The sequence below is a fragment of the Chryseobacterium sp. CS2K3 genome (assembly GCF_059515185.1).
Window position 1 is genome coordinate 371,859 of sequence record NZ_JCAKRW010000004.1, and the last position, 21,980, is coordinate 393,838.

Annotated in this window: 20 protein-coding genes; 13 read left to right on the forward strand and 7 right to left on the reverse strand. The window is 34.4% G+C overall.

Annotated elements, in window-relative coordinates; translation table 11 throughout:
* Positions 1-61: 61 nt before the first annotated feature.
* Both AC5YGG_RS09140 and AC5YGG_RS09145 read right to left on the reverse strand, forming a co-directional pair.
* Positions 62-1,831 (reverse strand): DUF8728 domain-containing protein, encoded by a 1,770-nt coding sequence (locus tag AC5YGG_RS09140; RefSeq protein ID WP_496144204.1) that lies wholly within the window; start codon positions 1,829-1,831, stop codon positions 62-64.
* Between the two features lie 119 nt (positions 1,832-1,950).
* Positions 1,951-2,772 (reverse strand): alpha/beta fold hydrolase, encoded by an 822-nt coding sequence (locus AC5YGG_RS09145; RefSeq protein ID WP_496144205.1) that lies wholly within the window; start codon positions 2,770-2,772, stop codon positions 1,951-1,953.
* Positions 2,773-3,054: 282 nt separating this feature from the next.
* Between AC5YGG_RS09145 and AC5YGG_RS09150 the strand changes: the two genes are divergently transcribed.
* The 9 genes from AC5YGG_RS09150 (at position 3,055) to AC5YGG_RS09190 (ending at position 10,889) form a co-directional block, all read left to right on the forward strand.
* The gene (locus AC5YGG_RS09150; protein WP_496144206.1) at positions 3,055-4,539 is read left to right on the forward strand and encodes a hypothetical protein; all 1,485 of its coding nucleotides are present in this window, start codon (positions 3,055-3,057) and stop codon (positions 4,537-4,539) included.
* 24 nt (positions 4,540-4,563) lie between these two features.
* Positions 4,564-5,196 (forward strand): hypothetical protein, encoded by a 633-nt coding sequence (locus tag AC5YGG_RS09155; RefSeq protein WP_496144207.1) that lies wholly within the window; start codon positions 4,564-4,566, stop codon positions 5,194-5,196.
* Positions 5,197-5,280: 84 nt separating this feature from the next.
* Positions 5,281-5,811 (forward strand): hypothetical protein, encoded by a 531-nt coding sequence (locus AC5YGG_RS09160; protein ID WP_496144208.1) that lies wholly within the window; start codon positions 5,281-5,283, stop codon positions 5,809-5,811.
* Positions 5,812-5,873: 62 nt separating this feature from the next.
* Positions 5,874-6,818, forward strand: a complete 945-nt coding sequence (locus AC5YGG_RS09165; RefSeq protein ID WP_496144209.1) for a DUF6985 domain-containing protein — start codon at positions 5,874-5,876, stop codon at positions 6,816-6,818.
* 5 nt (positions 6,819-6,823) lie between these two features.
* The gene (locus AC5YGG_RS09170) at positions 6,824-7,204 is read left to right on the forward strand and encodes a hypothetical protein (RefSeq protein ID WP_496144210.1); all 381 of its coding nucleotides are present in this window, start codon (positions 6,824-6,826) and stop codon (positions 7,202-7,204) included.
* Positions 7,205-7,260: 56 nt separating this feature from the next.
* The gene (locus AC5YGG_RS09175; protein WP_496144211.1) at positions 7,261-7,410 is read left to right on the forward strand and encodes a hypothetical protein; all 150 of its coding nucleotides are present in this window, start codon (positions 7,261-7,263) and stop codon (positions 7,408-7,410) included.
* 26 nt (positions 7,411-7,436) lie between these two features.
* A complete protein-coding gene (locus AC5YGG_RS09180) occupies positions 7,437-7,892 on the forward strand; it encodes a hypothetical protein (protein ID WP_496144212.1) in 456 nt (151 codons plus the stop codon).
* 154 nt (positions 7,893-8,046) lie between these two features.
* Positions 8,047-10,257, forward strand: a complete 2,211-nt coding sequence (locus AC5YGG_RS09185) for a tetratricopeptide repeat-containing sensor histidine kinase (RefSeq protein ID WP_496144213.1) — start codon at positions 8,047-8,049, stop codon at positions 10,255-10,257.
* Positions 10,258-10,259: 2 nt separating this feature from the next.
* Positions 10,260-10,889 carry a response regulator gene (locus AC5YGG_RS09190; protein WP_496144214.1) on the forward strand — a complete coding sequence of 210 codons (630 nt, stop codon included), beginning with the start codon at positions 10,260-10,262 and terminating at the stop codon, positions 10,887-10,889.
* A gap of 304 nt (positions 10,890-11,193) precedes the next feature.
* Here AC5YGG_RS09190 and AC5YGG_RS09195 read toward each other — a convergent pair whose 3' ends face one another.
* Both AC5YGG_RS09195 and AC5YGG_RS09200 read right to left on the reverse strand, forming a co-directional pair.
* Positions 11,194-11,760: a hypothetical protein gene (locus tag AC5YGG_RS09195; RefSeq protein WP_496144215.1), complete on the reverse strand. Its 567-nt coding sequence runs from the start codon at positions 11,758-11,760 to the stop codon at positions 11,194-11,196.
* A 131-nt stretch (positions 11,761-11,891) separates the two neighbouring features.
* Positions 11,892-12,965 carry a resolvase gene (locus AC5YGG_RS09200; RefSeq protein ID WP_496144216.1) on the reverse strand — a complete coding sequence of 358 codons (1,074 nt, stop codon included), beginning with the start codon at positions 12,963-12,965 and terminating at the stop codon, positions 11,892-11,894.
* 141 nt (positions 12,966-13,106) lie between these two features.
* Here AC5YGG_RS09200 and AC5YGG_RS09205 point away from each other — a divergent pair, with 141 nt between their 5' ends.
* On the forward strand, positions 13,107-13,670 hold the full coding sequence (locus tag AC5YGG_RS09205; protein ID WP_496144217.1) for a hypothetical protein: 564 nt from the start codon (positions 13,107-13,109) through the stop codon (positions 13,668-13,670).
* Positions 13,671-13,959: 289 nt separating this feature from the next.
* On the opposite strand, the gene infC is transcribed toward AC5YGG_RS09205, so the two are convergent.
* Both infC and thrS read right to left on the reverse strand, forming a co-directional pair.
* Complete coding sequence (infC, locus tag AC5YGG_RS09210; RefSeq protein ID WP_172625635.1) at positions 13,960-14,460, reverse strand: translation initiation factor IF-3; 501 nt, start codon at positions 14,458-14,460, stop codon at positions 13,960-13,962.
* Positions 14,461-14,615: 155 nt separating this feature from the next.
* A complete protein-coding gene (gene thrS, locus AC5YGG_RS09215) occupies positions 14,616-16,535 on the reverse strand; it encodes a threonine--tRNA ligase (protein WP_496144218.1) in 1,920 nt (639 codons plus the stop codon).
* A 92-nt stretch (positions 16,536-16,627) separates the two neighbouring features.
* On the opposite strand from thrS, the gene AC5YGG_RS09220 reads away from it, so the two are divergent.
* The gene (locus tag AC5YGG_RS09220; protein WP_496144219.1) at positions 16,628-17,812 is read left to right on the forward strand and encodes a DUF4932 domain-containing protein; all 1,185 of its coding nucleotides are present in this window, start codon (positions 16,628-16,630) and stop codon (positions 17,810-17,812) included.
* Between the two features lie 24 nt (positions 17,813-17,836).
* A complete protein-coding gene (locus AC5YGG_RS09225; protein ID WP_496144220.1) occupies positions 17,837-18,811 on the forward strand; it encodes a dipeptidase in 975 nt (324 codons plus the stop codon).
* Positions 18,812-19,099: 288 nt separating this feature from the next.
* Here the strand turns inward: AC5YGG_RS09225 and AC5YGG_RS09230 are convergent, their stop codons facing one another.
* Positions 19,100-20,644, reverse strand: coding sequence for a hypothetical protein (locus AC5YGG_RS09230; protein WP_496144221.1), 1,545 nt, complete (start codon positions 20,642-20,644; stop codon positions 19,100-19,102).
* Between the two features lie 148 nt (positions 20,645-20,792).
* On the opposite strand from AC5YGG_RS09230, the gene AC5YGG_RS09235 reads away from it, so the two are divergent.
* Positions 20,793-21,956, forward strand: a complete 1,164-nt coding sequence (locus AC5YGG_RS09235; protein ID WP_496144222.1) for a 2-isopropylmalate synthase — start codon at positions 20,793-20,795, stop codon at positions 21,954-21,956.
* Positions 21,957-21,980: the final 24 nt, after the last annotated feature.

Genomic DNA, 21,980 nt, shown 5'->3' on the forward strand with positions numbered 1-21,980 from the left:
TCTGTTTTGGCTATCCCTGAAGACACCAGGAATAATAGTGTGCAAAAGTACGAAAAAAATATCAATCTTTCCTTTCTAAAACAAGAGTTTCTAAAAATATCTTACTTTTTGGGGAGATTACAACAGTTAATTCACCGTTTTTATAGGCAATATCAGTCTCAAAATCTGTATTTTTTCCTGTTGATTTTTTTACATTCCAGATGCCTGGAGGGATCTGATGAAGAGATAAAGTATATTTTTTATCTTGATCCATCACTTTTAAAAGTTTATTGTTTGAAAACAGACTTATTTCATTCGAAGAAGAACCGAAAAGGTATGCTGGAATGGACAGGGTGGGTCCGTTTTGTTGGATTCCCGTATTCTTTCCGTATTTATTAAAGAACAAAGTATATTCCTGATCTTTTTCCCTAGTTTTTACTTTAACATAATCATTGTTAAAAGTTTTATTAGCCTTCAATTGATCTCCTATATTAAAATTAAGTTCACCACCAATATGGAAAATGATAATATCCGGATTTTGTTTCATGACATAGCTGGCATCACCCAATTCATGGGCTAAAGCTCCGTTTCCAAAGTTTTTAGGCGGATGTCTTGGGATATAGTAATCGTTCAGCCCAAGCATATCCAGAGTAGGAAGCTCGGAAGCATAAGGAATACATCCGGCAGCTGTTACTGCAACCAAAGTTTGATTAGGAAATGTTTTCTTTAATGTTTCTCCCAGATTCATTCCTCTGAACTCCCATCTTTCGTCAATGGCGCGGTCATTGTCAGGTATTTTACATTGTATTAAAGCATTAATAAGTAATAATATAATGAAAGTACTCCTTACTTTTCTTGATTCTAAGTTGATCTTTTTGAGATAAGAAAGTCCGAAAATAATAGAAAATACCCATATAATAAGAACGACATAATAATGTCTGAACGCAGGAAAGATATCACCACCCACCATTGTTACATAGCCAACCCATGCTGCGGTAATCAATAATAAATAATACCCGAAAAGATGTTTGTGCTTCACAAGGAAATAGAGAGAAGCTAACCCCAATCCTGATAGGAATAAAGTTCCAAAGAAAGCCTTAAAATTATAAAAACCACCTCTCAGAATATGATGAAAAGTCACCTTTACCTTTACCAAAGCGGTATTAGGAACTAATTCTCCATAAAAATTATAGCGGAATGCGAGCTGCCCTAGTAAAAATAAGGTAGGAATGATCGCTGTTGCTAAACCAATAGTAATCAATTCTTTTCTGTTTTTTCTAAAACTCAAGAGTAAAAATCCGGAAGTTAAAATCGTAAACAGAAATCCGTCAGGTCTGGTAAGTGCTAAAAGACCAAGACATAAGGATAAAAGATAGACTGTTTTAAAGCTTTTATCGTTAATAATTTTAGATACTTCAATAACGATTAAAGTTAATAGAAAAGCATACAAAGGCTGCTCAAGACCTCCGATTGCCCAAATAGGAAAACATGGAGTAGTCACAAGTAAAGATACTCCCAGGAAAACATATTCCTTCTTTATGTTTTTATCTTTAAAATAATAAAGAATACTTCCTAAAGTTCCCAGAGAGCATAGAATACCCAGAACTCTTGCAGCAAGAATAAGATCCATTCCTAATTTTCCCAATGCTGAAACGCCCAGAACCCAAAGTAAATTCGAGTAACCTTCCACAGGATGACCATCGTTCCAGGTAAGACCTTTTCCATCTATAAAACGCTGAGCGTAACGGAGTGATATCAGGCTGTCATCAGAGAAAAAGGGAAAGTAATAATAACATCCAAGAAAAAAAACGATAGCAGCAAGGAAAAAAAAGGATAAATATCCTAATCTCATGGTTAATATGTATTTATAAAGGTTTCCTAAACTTTTTAGGAATAGCAGATGCAAAATAACGAAAATAAAAAAAGCTACAGATCATTTTATCTGTAGCTTTTCTGAGATCTGTAAAGAATTTATGACTTAATAAACTCAAGAAGATCTTTGTTTATTGTTTCAGCTTCCGTAGTAGGCATCCCGTGTGGAAAACCTGGATAAGAAATTAATTTTCCGTTTTTAAGCAGAGTAGCAGCTACTTTACCTGTTGTTTCAAAAGGTACAATCTGGTCATCTTCACCATGCATCACCAATACCGGAACGTCTACACTTTTAAGATCTTCAGTAAAATCTGTTTCGGAGAATGCTTTTACACAATCATAATGCGCCTTGATGGAACCGTTCATTCCCTGTCGCCACCAGTTTCTCTGAATTCCTTCAGACACTTTTGCCCCTTCTCTGTTATATCCATAAAAAGGGAAGGTAATATCTATAAAAAACTGGGCTCTGTTGTTAGCCGTATTATTTCTGATATCATCAAAAACAGAAATAGGAACCCCATTCGGGTTATTTTCATTTTGGACCATGATTGGAGTTACCGCGCTTACCAATACGGCTTTCGCAACTCTTCCTTTACCATGTTTTGCAACATATCTTATCACTTCACCGCCCCCTGTGGAATGTCCAACATGAATAACGTCTTTTAAATCCAAAGCTGCTACAATTTCAGCAACATCGGAAGCATAAGTATCCATATCATGTCCGTAAGGAGTTTGTTCAGACCTTCCGTGACCTCTTCTGTCGTGGGCAATCACTCTAAATCCTTTTTCCAGAAAGAAAAACATCTGAGCATCCCAATCGTCACTTGATAGTGGCCATCCGTGATGGAAGAATATAGTTTGACCCTTTCCCCAGTCTTTATAGTAAATCTCTGTTCCGTCTTTCAATGTAAGTTTGCTCATAGGTTCATTTTTTTATGATTAATACAAATAGTTTGGTTGTTATTTTATATTCACAAACGTAGATGGAAAATCTTTCCTGTACGCTGATCTAAGATAATATAATTGATCAAATTATAAAAGAGGCGGGCGGTACATTAACGATAATTTAACAGCAGAATTGGAAATGTAATAATTTATAAAACAATATTTTGTGAAATAGTAACAAGATAAAATATGGCTGATAGTGGGGATTGTTTCAAGTGTTGTATCTCTCTAATATTGCTTAATAAGACGAAAAGAATTTTGAAGTATGAAAATAACAGCATTCAGTATTTTTGTGTGTTGACCTCCGTTACGGCATGTACACAGGAAAAAAAAGATAATCTTCCCTGGAATCCTTCAAAAACAAAAACAATCAATACAGTTCCATTTTTAACGAATCAGCATAATTTTGTGTATGTGGATAAAACAAATCTGAAGCCCGTTACCAATCAAAAATTCAGAAACGCTTCCGTATTTACTCCCACAGGTTTTGCAGTAGTTGAAAGTGACAAAAACCAATATGCCGTCATTAACGAAACAGGAAAAATAATATTAGATTTTTCAGCAAGCCCAATCAGTCTGGATGTCATCAACGGGCTTACATTTTATAAAAAGGATATTGAATACGAAAAGAAAATGCCAGTCTGGAAATGGGATTGGAATATCTTAGGAGGTGATATCAAAAAAGAACAGACTTATCATCAATTTGAGATCGGCGTTTTAGAAACCAAACAGGTCTTACTTCAAAAAGATGTGCCGTATCTGGAGGACAGCTATTCTCTGAATTTTGTTTCCGTAGATGAAAACCATATTTTCTGGAACGGAACTCTTTATCAAATCAAAAAAGGACATTTAAGTAAAATTGAAAACAACATTGCCGAACTGCTGGAAGACAAGCGTTATATCAAAGGTTCCGGGAACTCTTTTTCTATCTATGGTTTGGATCAAAAGAAAGTTATTCACAAGGGTTTAAAAGGCACAGAAACTCTTTCAATCAAGTTTGGGAAGGAAGATATTGTTTTGAAAGAAATTAATAAAGAACGTTATGAACCGGAAGTTCCCAAGCTTTTAACAGATAATAATGATATTTACCCTTTTCCGCAATATGAAAAGGCATTTCCAAAAGAAATCGCAAAGGCTACTACAGCTCAGATTGATTTCATTAAAAAGACTTCCCTTGTATATTCTATAACCCATTCACCTTACTTTTTGCTGGGTGTCTTTAATTATGATCATGATATATGGGCGTTCGACTGGCTTTATATTGATACGAAGGGAAATGTTACAGATTCTATTGAAAAGTATAATTTTAAGGTGCTGGATCAGCTTGGAAATATCGTCTGGCCCGACAGAAAAATGATTATACCTACTCAATTTGTCGATAAAAGCTGGAAATTCGGAAAGATCACTTCTTATACGGGGATGAATGATCTGTATCTTATTCCGATTGAAGATAAAAATAAGCTGAGAACGGTAGGATTATGGAATAGTGATAAGAATCTCTGGGAAATCAAACCTGACTATTATGCTATTTCAGTGTTGGATACAGAAAAACAGATTTACGCGCTTCAAAAAGAGAAAGACGGTTTGTACACATTGTATGACAATAAAAATAAAAAAAGTATTGGTTCAAAAGCCTATACCTCTGTCAATTCCGATGGTTGGGTCAATGTTAAGCTTAATTCTGATGAAAATATGTACTATTATATCGATATTTACTCCGGAAAAGAATATAAAGAGAATTAAAACAACTTCAAAATACAATAAATTATGATTTTAAGAAAGTTATTACCTGTTCTTGCCTGTACCGTAAGCCTTTCATCTTTTGCACAAATGAGAACGGGAGTATATTTTTCTACAGATAAAAAATACAAAGAAATTATTGAAGATATTGGAAATCCACTACCGGGAAAGTCTGTGATGATCGCCCAGACGTTTGTTCCTAATCATGGAAGCTATGTCTGGTACCTGAACGAAAGCAAAGCTAAAAACGAAGGATATTTAGACAACAATCCAAAAGATTTACATGCAGGTATTTTTCTGGAAGATCATGGTGGATTAATTCAGCAAATCACTTTTAAGGACTTTGCAAAAGGTTTGTCACAACCCAGGTACCTCATTAATTTCTGTGAAATTGGTGACGCCAATAACGATGGCTTTCCTGAGTTTTATCTTACTTATTTTGAAGAATCAGACGGGCTGGATGCTAAGCCTTTGAAAGTAATTGTATACACAAGTATAAGTAAAAAAGAATTTTCGAAATCTAAAATTACAGGCTGGATTCCGTTTCAGGAAGAAAATCAATACCGGGAAGAAAAAGATGAAAATTTCAAATTGTTGCCCAATGCAATAAGAATGAAAGCTGAAAAGATCTTAAAGGCTGCTAAAAAAGGATTAAACTAGAACTTGTGAGGTATAATACATTAAAAACCATTATTATCAGGGATATTTTCATGAGAAACCTTTCATTATCTTTAAATTAAAAATATGGTAGTGAAAGATTTCATGATTTTAACTTCATTCTTAACTCTTTTTGGTTGTAAAACTGATGCTCAGAAATTACAGATATCTACCATTTACACGGAACCGGCTCGGGTTATAAGAGAAGTTCCGGGAACAGATTCCACACATACTTTTGCTACACAGAAAGAAATCGTAGAACGTCTTGACCCCAAGATCTCTATGCTGTTTAAAAATGCGGAAAGCTTACAATTTCGGATTCAGGGGAACATAAGTTCCGGTGGGCATTCCATTAATCAGATAAGAAAAATTCGTTTTGAAAAAGGAGCACAAGTTGGGAATAGTATAACATTAAGATATTTTGTTGAAATCAAGAAAAAACCAGGCAAAGAAAGTGCAAAAGTAAAGGGGTATAATTATGTAAAAGATGAAAATTACCAAATACCGAAAGATGTTAAGATCATAAACGTTGAACTGTATGAACACCACATCAATACATTTGAGACAAAACCTAAGCTTATTGCTCAGCAAACCTTTAATTTCTTTGTGAAAATCTAACTGTTTGGAACTCCTTCTTAGTGTTTAAAGGAGAGTCATTTAAAAAATTAAATTAGTAATCAATGTCAAATGCTGATAAAATAATAGAAGAAATAGGGCTGTATTTAGAAAAATCAAGTCTCAAAAAATCAACAATTACCAAAGAAGAATTAATCGCTTTCATTGAAGAAAAATGGGCGGAAGCAGATGATGAAAAATACAATATTCATCAGGCAAGTATTTATATCGGAAGGATGACCAATGAATATATTTGGGCAAAAGATTTTGATAATATGATGCGCTGGCTGGCAGAAGACGAAAAACATACCTCTTCTCAAAAACATGAGCCTTATATCATCAATTACTATAAAGGACAATGTTGTTTAGAGTGTGGAAATGAAGAAAAAGCTCTGGAGTTTTTCAATCTTTCGTATGCCGAAAATCCGGATTATATTTTTGATAGAGCTCCTTTTTGCTATGAATTCTTTAATAAGCATCTTGAAAATCCAAGAGAGCTAAAATCTCCAACAGAAGATGACGAACCGGAAATAGATTTCTATATTCAATTAGAGTACTGGGAAAAATTCTTTGGAGAAGAAGGAGAGCTTTGCTATAGCTTTTTAGATAAAGATAGTGAAATCACGGAAAAAGCAACCACTTTACAGGAAAATGGTATTGAATACCTGCAAGAGAATCAGGAGCGGATATTACAAAATATGCTGGGAGAACTTTTAAAGATTTATCCTGAATTACAGAAGGCTTATGGCTATTCGGAAGATTACAAAAAAGATTTCATGCCTGATCTAAAAACGATTAAAGGCTTTTCTGGTTTATTATCACCAACGGTTTTCTATGTGACATCAGTGGTGAAAGATGATTATCCATACATCGGTTTTAGCTTTAATTGTTCATGGGATAATGAACATGATCTGGGTTTTATGATCCATAAAGATCGAGTGGTTGAGATTGGCGATGCTGCCTTGGCTTTTGATATATATACTGCGGAAAATGATGCTCAGTTAAATTAGAATATATGAAGAAAGAATTAGCAAACCCGCCATCAAATGAACGTGACCGCGAATTGTGGATGCAGCATGGGGCAGGATATATTATTTTCGAAAACATTAGGAAGTATGCCATTGATAGACTGTCTGCTGAGATTGACGAAAACCTCCGTGAAGCTCATTTAAAAACCATTGACAATACTATTTACGGAATGATGATGCAAATGGACGGGATTTTTGATCCTCTGGAAAATGAAAACTATCGCTTAGCATTACAAACCAATATTGTTTTATATAAAGATGAGGAAGTGATTGAAGAACTCAATACTCTTGATGGCGATGGAATGTGCATGGGATTTCATGGATGGATTGAAAACGATTTTGGGAGTAATGAAATTGTAAATCATTAAATTAATATATCTGATTTCTGAATATAAAAACCCTATTAATCAATTATTTACCAAATATGAGTCTTACTTCAGAACAACAAAGTTTTATGAATGCTCATTTCCAGGAAAACATTACGGAGGGAGAGTTGAATGAGTCAAAATTTAAAGAATTAAAGACTTCCGAAGAATTACATTACCTGAAATATTCAGAGAACCTGTCTAAATAATACAGCATCTTTAATAAAATAACACTATGAAAAGTAAGCTTGCTTTCTCGTTTTTAAGTGCCGTTTTAGTAACGGTTCTCAGTTGTAAAGATCCTGAAAGAAAAAAAACAAATTTCCCGAATACCCTGAAAAATACCCATTGGATTATTGAGGCTGGCGGATTGGTAAAGCCGGATGGAGCAAAAGACTATTACCTTTCTAAGAGGATAGATACTGCACTTATTTTAAATTTTCATGCCATAGATTTTCTGGATGCTGAGAAATTCAAAAGTTATGATAGCTGGGAATGTGGAAATGACTGCTTTACAGAAGTACATGGAAGATATTATTTTACAGAAAGCAATAGGATAGATATGGAGGTTGATAGCATTACCCATTGGGGAACTTGTGATGAGCCTAAACAAATTTTTAAACCTGTAAAAGAAATGTCATTTAATATTGCAAAAGATGGAAAGCAACTGAGGCTGATAAGAAGTAAATAGATGTAATAGAAGATATAAGATTAAGGCTCAACGTGTAATTGTTAATTAAAACAACTTCCAGCCTCTTTCTTCCAACTTCCAGCTTCAACGCATCAGAGGTATTTTTCCTATATTTACGTTCTTTAAGGTAATAAAATCCAATAGATATAAAGGTTTGATATACAGATTATTATTTATATTCATTTTATGTGTTTGTCCGTTTTTTGCTCAGGCGCAAGATGCTTTAAGCAGATTAGAAAAGGAATATAACAATGCTTCAGACAAAACAATAGAGCAGCTAAATCTGGCTCCAAAATATGCGAAAGCATTATTCCTGCAAAATTTAAAAGCAAAATCTTATCAGGTTTTGGAAGCTAATATTCCTATTGCCACAAAGCAGGCTGACGGGAAATATGCTACCATTTTGTATGCTGTTCAGGCAATGAATTATCGATTGGATAATAAAGAATCCGAATCTTCAAAAAGCCTGGAAAAAGCAAAGATATATAGCTTAAAAACAAACAGTAATGAAGCTAAAGGCTATTTTGAATACGCAAAAGGATGGATTCTGGTAAGAAATAACAAAACTACCGATGCCGTTGCAGCCTACCTTAAAGCGATAGATTATTACGAAAATTCACCCACAACTTCTACACTTTACGGAAGATTTGGGAATGTAGCTAAAGAGTTATCCACCATCTATTCTAACCTGAATGAGTATCAGCTGGAAGAGAAATATAGCAAACAGTTTATGCTATTGGCTTCCAAACAGAATGATCCCAACCTTACCTTTGATGCCTATATGCGAATGGGGTATGTGTACGAACAAAAGTACATTCAAAATCCTTCAGATATTACCTTGAGAAATAAGGCAGAACAGTATTATGTGCTGGCGATCACTACTTTCAATAAAAGTAAGGATGCAATGCTTAATAAGAGTAACCTTTCTTATGCAGCCATCAACCTTGCCAATTTATATATTGGTTTTGATCGTGAAAAAGCGATGAAATATGCCCAGATAGCCAACAAAGTAAGTCTGGAAACCGGAGAACCCATTCATATTGCTTCTTCTTTTGGAATCCTCGCGGAACTGGCAACACAGGATAAAAACTATGATCTGGCAAAATCTTACTTTTTAAAAGCCTCCATGGAAATCGGGCGGGGGCCGGTGAGAGATCATAATATTGAATTGTCTATTCTTGAATCTTTATCCGATATCAGTGAAGAACAAGGAAATTACAAAGAAGCATTAACTTATTATAAAAGTTATGTAGAAAAATACAAAAGCATTTATGATCAGGAAAAGCTGGATATAACCAAAAGACTGGAATCCCAGTTTGAGAAAGAAAGACAGGAACAAAAATATATAAAACTACAGCTGGAAAGTGATAAAAAAGCACAACAGATTAAGCTGATCAATATCCTTAGAGCACAGCGTGAACAAGTCTACAATAACCTAAAATTGGTTGAAGAAAACCAACGGGAAAGACTCAAGTTTTCAGAGCTTGAATCCGAGAAAAAAGAACAGCAGCTTCGTTTGGCAAAACTGGAAACCCAACAGAAAAATAATGATATTAACAGTTATAAAAAGTTATTGACCTTCAAGGAAAAGATCAATACTTACTATATTACTTTTATTTTCATTTTCATTGTTTTGATCATCTTATTGCTGTATGCTTATAAACAGCGTGTAAAATCGATGAAACAAAGAGATGAGCTGCATAATTTGGCGCTGGAAAAAGAAAAACAGAACTCCAAAATCTCTACGCTTACCGCCTTGCTTGAAGGGCAGGAGCAGGAACGTGGTCGTTTAGCCCGTGATCTCCATGATGGGTTGGGAGGTTTACTTTCAGGCACGAAACTTCAGTTATCATCTTTAAATTCTCAGCAATCCGGAAATATAGAAGAAGGAATTTCAAAATCTATTAACCAGATTGATGGTGCGGTGGAAGAGCTAAGACGTGTAGCGCATAATTTAATGCCTGATTTATTGCTTAAATACGGTTTAGAAGCAGCCATCCAGGAATTTGCATCCCGAATGTCCAGCAGCTCATTAGACATTCATCCCGAATTTATCAATTACAGTAATTCCATGTCGGAAGAAAAGCAGTTGATCATGTACAGAATCATTCAGGAATTGGTCAATAACGCTATAAAGCATGCCAATACTTCCGAAATCATTATTCAGATCAGTGAAGAGGACAACGTATTGAATCTTACCGTGGAAGACAATGGAAAAGGCTTTGATCCCACCCAATTAGACAAACGAAAAACAGCAGGTTTTCATAATATAGAATCAAGAGTCCAATTTTTAAAAGGTACGATGAATATCAGATCCGAATTGAATATTGGTACCAGTATAGAACTTCAAATCCCTATTAATTAAACATGATAAAAGTAGCCATAACAGATGACCATCCACTTTTGCTGGAAGGACTGAAAAATATCTTAGGAAGCAGCGATACCATCGATGTGGTAAACTGTTTCAAAAGCGTTTCAGAAATGAATGAAGGCTTGGCAAAAAACAATGTCGATATCTTATTGCTGGACATTAACCTGGCAGATATTAATAGCATCGAATTGATAAAACCTCTAAAGAAAAAGTATGAAAATCTCCAGATTATTATGCTTAGCGTTCACAATGAACTGCCCGTAATCAATAGTACTCTTGCAGAAGGAGCATTGGGATACATTCAGAAAAATGCTTCGGTTTCTGAGATTCTGGAAGGAATTAATACCGTATATACAGGTAATAGGTTCTTATGTTCACAAACCACTTCTGTTTTAGAGAAAAAATCACCGGAAGGATTACATCAGGTTCCGAAGCTGACGAGAAGAGAAAAAGAGATTTTAGCAGAAGCTGCAAAAGGGCTTACAACCAATCAAATGGCAGAAAAGCTTTTTATCAGCCCCCATACTGTAGAAAGTCACAGAAAAAATCTTATTGAAAAATTTCAAACCACTAATCTTAGTTCAGCAATTAAACTGGCAATTGAATATGGGTTGATTATCGAATAATATTTGATTATAAAACATTACACAAAATTCACAGTTGATACTGTGAATTTTTATTTTTAGCATCATTACAATCTATAAACCTATCTGATTAAAACATAAAGCAACAGAGACTAAGTTTCACTTCATCAGAATCGATCTCAATAGATTCACTTCTTAGCCCACTTAAAATAAAGCATCAATAAAAATAAAACTTTTCGTTTATAAAAATTTCAGACCATAAATTCCTACATCAACAAGCAAAAAGGTCTGCTTACATCGTAATAGCAGACCTTTTCTATATAATTTAAAATTAGGTGTTCAATTATTAATCTCTGAATCTCAGTGCCGCCTTAAACAGGTCTTTCTTTCCTGTTAAATCATAATCATCATTATATACAGGCGCATACATCAAAACAAAAACATTCCCGTTAAAATCTTTCAAATTGACAGGTTGTGATGCCATCACATCATAAAATCTTGTAACTGTACGGCTAGCAGTCCATTGCTTTAAGTTTCCTTTAGGATTCTTATCAAATCTATGATCTTTTGCATCCGTATAATACCAATATGAAGGTGCCTGATCCATTAGAAACATTTCTTTATCCTTGTTATATAATTCCTCAGCCATACCTGTATTCTGAAACCACGGAACTTCAGCGTTGTAAACGCCCAATGCTGCTGCATAAATATCTTTATCCGTAGTAGCTCCGATTAAAAAACCTTCCAGATTATTCGACGTAAATTCAAATTGGAAAGGTATTTTTTTCAATACATAAACATCATTTACAGGCTCAATTACTTTTCCATCCTGCTTGATTACCACTTTTAACGATTGTGCAAAAGTGATAATGCCAATCAAAGAAAAAAGAACGGCTAAACTTATTTTTTTCATGGTTGATCATTAAATAACTGCTGCAAAGATATTAGACTTTATCCCCATAAACACTGGCTGATTTCAGGGGTTTTTTATTTTTCCGAACTTATCAGAAGTAATATCTCTTAGAAAGTATGATCCCGTTTTGTCTAAAGTAAATTGGGCTTCAATATAATCTTTATATAAGCTGTCTTCTGTTTCTTACCTTTTGACGGAGCTGAATTTGCCGGATATACTTCTGCATAGAAAGTTTCATCATTTGCCCAAAAAGCTTTTGTTTCATCTGCAATTTTGAAAGTAGTAAAATTTACATAAAAAAGACTTTCCTGACCAGAGCCTTGCCCCGGATATTTACTGATCTCAAAATTACTTCCTACATCATCATTTGACCCAATGTAGGAAATCCGGTTTTTATCGGGAAGTATATGAGGAAAGCCACCTGTAAAAAGAACAAAATCTTCCGTTGATTTAACATTATAAAAAGTATAATACGTATCAGAAACCTCTACCGAGTTTTCTTTGAAGATCTCTAAATTCAGGGAAGGAGACCTCCCTATATATTCATTTGATAACTGTCCGTCTTCAGTAGATACATTTTCATGTTGAGCAATCACTGTTTCCTTAGCATTTCCAGTGTAGATCCAATTCCCGTCCTTCAGTTTTATCAATGGATTTTTTACTAAAGCTTCATCCATTCTGCCTTTTGAAGCTGTCTTAAATTCCTGTTCAGAAACCTCGGTTATTGTTCCGTATTTATTGAATGATTTATTCTTTAAATCCTCACTTCCTTTCAGTCTGCTGCTTCTGATTTCATAAAGATCTATCCCTTGCAGAGTAAGCTGAGATGCCGGAGTAAATTCTGATTTCAAAACAAAAGCTTCGATGCTGTTCGAAATATTGTTATTGATGCTGTAATGAATAGAGTAGAAGTCGTCAAACTCTTCAAAGCCGTAATAATTATCAAACTTATTATAAGCTACTTTAAGACGATGAGCATCCTGATGTGGAGATACAAAAAATTGTACAGAATCAAGCTTAGAAAATAATTCAAAAGGCACATCCTGCACATTATCTACACCTTTTATTTTTTTGAAATCAGCAAATGTTATAATTTGTTGTGAAGCTCCGGTTTCAGCTTTACTTGTTTCTGCTGAACCATTTTTCGAATGACAACCTGTTATGGTTACCATTGAGGATATCAATAAAGGATATATGATTTTCATTTTTTCTGCAAAAATATCGGTAATCCTACAGCCGACAAATAAAACTGTAGAAAATGGCTGAAAACAGGGATATAATAAATGATCTATTTTAGGGAATTTTACAAAAGATAAATTAAAGGTATTGTAAACCGTTTTATATAGATGAAAAACATAATAATCAATTGCTCATTTCTAATAGCTATACTCGCTTCCTGTTCACCTGCTACAGATAAAAAGACAAATACGTCAGATGTTGCAGCAACAAAAAAAGCAGATACTGTGGCTACTCCTACTTCTGCAAAAAAACAGACCATAAAACCTGAAATGGCAAATGATTTTTCGACATTGGTTCCTATTGATGTGCTGAACCCCAAAAGTACAAATGTGCATGAAAAATACGGAATAGAATTCTCCGGAAACTGTTATTCATGCGATTTAGCAAGCTTGTCCATCACCAATAATACCATGATATGGACGAATGTTTGTGATGAAAAGGACACCTTTACCATTAATGATTTCTCATTCACTAACGAAGGAGACAAAACGATTATAAAAACTTCAGAAAGAACTTATATTTTAACGCAAATAGATAAAGCTCCCGTTTATGAACTTGTCATAGAAGGACAGAAACTGGAATTAAAGAATAAAAGAGTATCGAAATATTTTACAACACAAAAAGCTTTACCTCTTTTTACAGAACACGACTGCGGGGATTTTGAAGGATAATATCATCTTATAAATCCTAAGGCAGACACCATGAAAAACTAATTATAACAACAGAGTAGTCTTAAAAGTTAGGGGAGTATCTTGTACATTTAAATGGTTAGCTTGTATAAAAAACACAAAATAATATATAGCCATTTTGTTTGTAGTAAGCCAAGAAAAATAGGGTATTCACCATATTTCAGTCTCCCCGGCTTTTATGCTAAATTCACAGCTTAACTTTTTCCATGAAAACTTGAAACAAAAAAACCTCAAAATACTTTGAGGTTTTATATTGTAAATAATAATTGAATTATTTTGCTGGTTTTTTAGGACTCATCATCATAATCATTCTCTTCCCTTCAAGTTTAGGAAGCTGGTCTACTTTTCCTACGTGCTCTAGTTCCTGAGCAAGCTTTAAAAGCAAAATCTCTCCCTGGTCTTTAAAGATAATCGAACGTCCTTTAAAAAATACGTAGGTTTTTAATTTAGAACCTTCTTCAAGGAATTTCTCAGCATGCTTCTTTTTGAATTCATAATCATGGTCGTCAGTCTGAGGTCCGAAACGAATCTCTTTTACTACCACTTTTACCTGCTTAGCTTTAAGTTCCTTCTGCTTTTTCTTTTGCTCATATAAGAATTTCTTATATTCTAATATTCTTGCAATGAAAGGTTCTGCCTTGTCAGAAATTACTACTAGATCCAATTCTTGTTCCGCAGCAATCTGTCTTGCTTTGTCAATTGGATAAATTCCTGGCTCTACGTTATCGCCCACCAAACGAAGCTCTCTCACACGAATTTTATCGTTGATCAAGTGAGCGTCCTCTTGTACCGGACGTCTTTGTGGGCCCCTGTTGTTAAATCTTTGTGCTATTGTATTATAATTTTATTGGTTAACTACTTATTTATAAAAGGATTGAGAGCTTATAGATATTAATCTCTCAATACCTTCTTTTTTTTTATTCTTAATTAGATCGCAGCTGCTTTTTTAAAGTAAGCTACAAAATCTTCAAGCTTCATTGCTCCCAGATCTCCTTCACCACGTCTTCTTACAGAAATTGTGCCTTCTTTCTCTTCATTTTCTCCTACTACAAGCATGAAAGGAATTTTCTTCAATTCAGCATCACGGATCTTTTTACCAGTCTTCTCGTTTCTGTCATCAATCAGACCGCTAATATCGTGATTTTCCAAAAATTGTGAAACTTTTTTTGAATAATCTACGTACTTTTCACTGATCGGCAGAATAATAAACTGATCCGGGCTTAACCATAGTGGGAAATCACCTGCTGTATTCTCTAATAAAATAGCGATGAAACGCTCCATAGAACCGAATGGTGCTCTGTGGATCATTACCGGTCTGTGTTTTTCATTATCATTTCCGATATAATGAAGGTCAAACCTTTCTGGTAAGTTGTAATCTACCTGAATGGTTCCAAGCTGCCATTTTCTTCCTAAAGCATCTTTCACCATGAAGTCAAGCTTAGGACCATAGAATGCCGCTTCTCCGTATTCTACTACTGTTTTTAAACCTTTCTTCTGAGCTGCATTGATGATCGCGCTTTCCGCTTTCTCCCAGTTTTCATCAGTACCGATATACTTTTGCTTGTTTTCAGGATCTCTTAATGATACCTGAGTTACAAAATCTTCAAACCCTAAAGACTTGAAAACATAAAGTGTAAGATCAATTACTTTTTCGAATTCTTCAGAAAGTTGATCCGGAGTACAGAAAAGGTGAGCATCATCCTGAGTAAACCCACGAACCCTTGTTAATCCGTGAAGTTCTCCACTTTGTTCATATCTGTATACCGTACCGAATTCTGCATATCTTTTCGGAAGGTCTCTGTAGCTCCATTGTGAAGTTTTGTAGATCTCACAGTGGTGCGGACAGTTCATTGGCTTCAGTAAGAATTCTTCTCCTTCATTTGGAGTTTTAATCGGCTGGAAGCTGTCTTCCCCGTATTTATCCCAGTGTCCTGAAGTTACATACAATTCTTTTGCCCCAATGTGCGGAGACATTACAAATTCATACCCTCCTTTTTTCTGAGCATCAGAAAGGAAGTTTTCCAATTTTCTTCTTAAAGCAGTTCCTTTTGGTAACCATAAAGGTAAACCAGCTCCTACTTTTTCAGAGAATGCAAAAATTCCAAGCTCTTTACCAAGCTTTCTGTGGTCTCTTCTTTTAGCTTCTTCCAATCTTTCAAGATATTCAGTAAGTTCTTTCTGCTTAGGGAAAGAAATACCATATACTCTTGTTAGCTGAGGATTTTTTTCATTTCCTCTCCAGTAAGCTCCTGCAGCATTTAAAATCTTAACCGCTTTTACAATTCCTGTGTTTGGAATATGTCCTCCACGACATAAATCTGTGAAGTTATCATGAGTTACAAAAGTGATTTCTCCATCATTAAGATTAGAGATCAATTCTACTTTGTAAGGGTTATCTGCATATGTTTTTAAAGCATCTTCTTTAGATACAGGGTATAAAGAGAAAGTAGAACCTTTTTTAGCGTTCTCAAGAATTTTCTTCTCAATTTTCTCAAAATCCTTTTCAGATAAGCTTTCATCACCGAAATCTACATCATAGTAGAATCCGCTTTCAATTGCCGGACCAATGGTCAACTTAGCATTCGGATAAAACTCAAGGATTGCCTGCGCCAAAAGGTGAGCAGAAGAATGCCAGAAAGCCTTCTTACCCATATCATCATTCCAGGTCAAAAGCTGTACCGTAGAATCCGTGGTTATAGGTGTGGTCGTTTCTACTTGTTTGTCATTAACAATTGCGGAAATGGTATTTCTAGCCAATCCCTCGCTTATAGATTTTGCCACATCTAGGGGAGTCACTGCTCCCTCGAATTCTTTGACACTATTGTCTGGAAGTGTAATTTTTATCATTGTTTACTAAGAAATTTTAAGATGCAAAAATACGCATTTTTTAGATAAAATACTATATTAGCACCTATTTAGAATAAGAATTAATATTATAGATGAAAAAGATATTCGTAGTTTTTGTTTCACTGGCTTCCACATTCACCTTTGCACAGAAAAATACCTCTAAGTTTTCAGTAACTTACAATAAAAATGTAGAAACCTATTTTCTTGCTGAGATTCTTTCAGCGGAGCATCGAAGAACCAATAAAGACTTTGAATTGTATAAAATAAAAGAATGCTCAGAATATCAGCCTATTGTAAAAAATGCTTTGGAGAAATACAGCCATTTGAAAAATTCCGATATTGCCATTTTAACAGCCAAATTGAATGATGCTTTGATCGAAAAATTCGGTTCTGGGAACGATATTCTTCTGAAACCACTCATGTATCATAAAGAATTTCCGTCAACGGGATGGATCAGTAACTATCAATTTAACAACAATAATCTAACCAAAGAACAGAATAAAGAAGCTACTGATTTAATTAGAAATTACCTTTCGGAACTCTCAAAATTCTATAATCAGGAGAATCTTGAACAGTTTTTTAAAGAAAATAAAAACTTTTATGCTGGTGGAATAAATGAATACAACAAACAGATCCCGGTTGGTTTTATTGATGCGATGGAACAGTTTTATGGTGAAAGTTTTAATACCTATACCATTCTTGTCTCTCCAATAATGATGTGGCCTATTAACAATAATGAAGGACGCGGAATTGCAACAGATGTAGTTTTAAAATCAGGAAAAAAGAATATTTATGAGGTTGCAAGCCCTTTTGTAAGAGTTGAAAAACAGGGTGAGTTTGGCTATGACAACCAATTTCAGGCTAGATTTTTAAGCGTTCATGAGTTCGGACATTCTTTTGTGAATAAAGATGTTTACAAGCATAAGGATCAACTTGAAAAATTCAAAGAGCTGTTTGAAAATTCAAAATTAAAAGAGGCGATGATCAAAACCGGAGGATATGGAGACTACCAGACCTGCGTTGCTGAGCATTTGGTGAGATTAGGAGAAATTCAGACAGCAATACTTCAAAAAGATCTTGAAAGAGCAAAAAAACTGAAAGCTTATCACCTGAAAGAAAACTTTATATTTCTTCCACAGCTGGAAGAAAAAATTAAAGAATACAATGCCAACAGGAAAAAATATAAAACTTTTGGAGATTTTGTACCTCAATTATTAGAAATTTTTGAAAATACAGATATTGAATCTATCAATAATATGCTGGCTCAAAACAAATAATAAAATTATAAATTGTCATCGGTTATGAATACTATAAACATTGATTTACACTGTGATTTGCTCTACTATTTATTGAGATCAAATTCAACTATAGACGATAAAGAAATTGGCTGTTCCTTACCTTATCTAAAAGATGGGAATGTAAAGCTGCAGGTAATGGCAATTTATTCAGGAACAGGTGCCAACAGCACTGTTTATGGAATAGAACAAAGCAAATTATTCTCAGATTTAATTCAAAATGAAAATTTTTTCCTTTTTGATTCTAAAAATTATAAAGCTCCTGAAAATAAAAACCGTGTCGGAGTGATTGCTTCCATCGAAAACGCATCTTCTTTCTGTGACGAGCATGAAAGTCTGGAATCAGGTTTTAAAAAGCTGGAAACCATTATCGAAAATACTCAAAAAGTTTTTTATATCGGGATTACCCATCATCTGGAAAACCGTTTCGGAGGAGGAAATAATGCCACAGCGGGATTAAAAGAAGATGGTAAAGTATTGATTGATTATATTTCAGATAAAAAAATTGCAATTGATCTGGCGCACACGAGTGATCAGCTGGCACATGATATTTTCAATTATATTGATCAGAAAAACTATTCAATTCCTATTCTGGCAAGCCATTCTAACTTCAGATCAATTTATAAAAATAACAGAAATCTTCCTGATGAACTGGCAAAAGAAGTTATCAACAGAAAAGGTTTAATCGGACTGAATTTTATTAAAGATTATGTAGATCTTGAGAACCCGGAAAGATTATACGAACATATTCAGTACGGCTTGGACCTTGGAGGTGAAAATAGTCTCGCTTATGGAGCAGATTATTTCTATTGGAAAGATCATCCGGATACATCCCGCCATCCGTTTTTCTTCGAGGAGCATTCTAACGCATCGGTTTATCCTGCAATCAATAAAGAAATGGAAGAAAGGTTTTCTACTGAATTGATGGAAAAAATCAGTCATAGAAATACTTTGCATTTTATAGAAAGTATTTTTAAATAGGTTGATACCTTAAAAGATACTTCTACAAAATTGGCGAAAAGTTTAAAGCTTATCAAAAGTTGATTATAATTTCGGCTGGCTCAAAGAGCCAGCCGAAAATTTTTATATTAAAACAGTTTGTTTAATTTTGCTTAAATTAATACGATTTAAGTATCTTTATTTTAAATATTTACAGGATTTAATTGAAGTTTGTTTTTGTGTGGTGTTTCCGTATGTTATTCTAAAATTTATGTGTGTAATTCACAATGAAAAATTCATAATTGACCCATAAGAGGAAAGCGTTTCAGATTAATTTTTTCTTTTATATTTCACTTTTTGTTTGATGATTTCAATTACATCTACATTCTGAACCTTAGATTTGATCCATCCATGAATGTCTATATAAAATAAAGATCTTCTGTAATACTCATTGTGAGAAAACTCTTCCAATTTTTTATCAAACGCTTCAAATGCCTTTTGTCTCTGATCCAAAACCTGATTATTCACATTCTTAAAAAACTGAATACTTTCGAAGTGAAACTCTTCCGGCTTTTTCATTTTTTTAGCAAATTTCAGCGTAGAAGCTATAAATTCATCATAATCTTCATCGTTTCCGGACTCATATTTAGACATTAGAATTAAAATACGAGTATGAAATAAAAGATCTTCCTGAACATTTCCTTTGGATTCTATCACTCTCATAGAGTATTCGATAGACTTTTTATACATCTTACTCCCAAAGAACATGGCTGCCATTTTTAAGTAAAGAATCATAAAATGATGTTCATCAATCCTTTCCCGAAGTTTCTCCATTTTTAATTCAATCTCAGGAATAAGCTTTGTTCCGGTAAAAAATTCACCTTTTACAAAATGAATGTTCATCAGAGTATTGTAATGAGTGAGAAAAATAAGAGATTGCAGGTTCTCATTCTGAGCGAAGTTTTCAGCATGTACCATCTTATTAAAATCCGCAAAATGTTCTTCCAGAATATCAATATTTCCGTACAGGAACAGGATTTTCAATAAATAGGTATTTCCTTTGATATACCAAACCGGATGACTGTAAATCATTTCCGGACTCTTATGAAAGAGATCAACCCATTGATAGGCATATTTTAAAGTATACTTATAATCCTGTAACAACTGATTTTTCCAGACATGTGCTTTAAAATACCAAAGCTTTTCGGTGAAATTCAATTTATCAAACCTGATATTTTTAATCTGATCATTAAAAAATTCCATAACTTCCTCACGATCTGTATTATTTTTTACGTAGCCATGTGTCAACATTTCACTGTATAATTTCAATGAAAGATTGGAAAGTTTTGTAGTATATCGATTCTGCTTACTTAATTCCTGAGATTGCCTGATCAGTTCTTCCGCACGTCCTTCAATACTTCTTGTAATAAATTGAGATTCAATGACTTTTTCGAGATCTATAACTTCGGAAGCAATACTTTTCTCATCCAGTTCCAAAGCGGTCTGTTTCGTCTTGTCTAAAATTTTTAAAGCCTGTTTATAAAGTCCTTTTTGGTATAGAATATTGGCAAAATCCAATTGTTCACGCAGCTGTATACGATAATTCTGATGGCTCGGGTTCATGCGGAGACTCACAAGAATCTGTTTGTAAAGGTGTGCCTTAAGATTGGAAAGCTGTTGTTTCGTAGATATTTTTTTATCAATAATAACGGCTTCATCATATTCTTTCATCTTATCCATTTCGGAAAAAAGAAGTAAAAATTTGGCGTCTACATTAATTCCCAGACGGTTAACGTACAACTTAAACTGTCTTTTTTCGGAAGTGGTCAATGACTTTACCAGTACAAACAAAAAATCTTTCTGCAATTCTGCCATTGTAAATTTTTAGGATTTAAATGATTAAATATCAATATGATAAAACTAATTCTTCAACAATTGAATATTGTAATTTTCAGGAAAAATAAAAATCAAAAAATATTGCAAGCTGTAGTTTTGGATCAAAATTAAGTAAAAAACTTCATTTATGAATTCCGAAAAAATTGAAATTTTTGATACCACACTGCGAGATGGAGAACAGGTTCCCGGATGTAAACTAAACACGGAACAAAAACTGATTATAGCTGAAAAGCTTGATGAACTGGGCGTTGATATCATTGAAGCAGGTTTTCCGATTTCCAGCCCCGGAGATTTTGAATCTGTTTCTGAAATTTCAAAACTCGTAAGAAATGCAAAGGTCTGCGGGCTTACAAGAGCGAATAAAAAAGACATTGATGCCGCAGGTGAAGCTTTAAGATTTGCAAAGAAACCAAGAATACATACAGGAATCGGAACGTCTGATTCTCATATTAAGTATAAATTCAACTCAACAAGGGAAAACATCATTGAACGTGCTGCTGAAGCTGTAAGATATGCCAAAAGCTATGTGGAAGACGTGGAATTCTACGCAGAAGATGCCGGAAGAACAGATAATGAATACCTGGCAAGGGTTTGTGAAGCTGTAATCAAAGCCGGAGCCACCGTTTTAAATATTCCTGATACTACAGGATATTGCCTGCCGGAAGAATACGGACAGAAAATAAAATATCTGAGAGAGAATGTAAAAGGCATTGAAAAAGCGGTTTTATCATGCCATTGCCATAACGATTTGGGACTCGCAACCGCTAATTCAATTTCCGGAGCTATTAACGGAGCCCGCCAGATTGAATGTACAATCAACGGATTGGGAGAAAGAGCTGGAAATACGGCGTTGGAAGAAGTTGTAATGATCTTAAAACAACATAAAGACTTACATCTGTATACCGATGTGAATTCAAGGATGCTGAATGAAATGAGTGCTATGGTTTCTGATCTGATGGGCATGTCTGTACAGCCCAATAAGGCTATTGTAGGAGCAAATGCATTTGCACACAGCTCGGGAATTCATCAGGATGGAGTGATCAAAAACAGAGAAACTTACGAAATCATTGATCCGGCTGAAGTGGGAGTGAATGAATCATCTATTATTCTTACTGCAAGAAGCGGACGTTCTGCACTTGCCTACAGATTTAAGCATATTGGTTTTGATGTTACGAAGAATGAACTGGATTATCTGTATCAGGAATTTCTAAAAATAGCCGATCTGAAAAAAGAGGTATGTAATGATGACTTAGCTCTGATCATGGAAGTTTGCAGCAGAAAAATAGGATAGAGTTTGATATAATTCAAGTAAAAG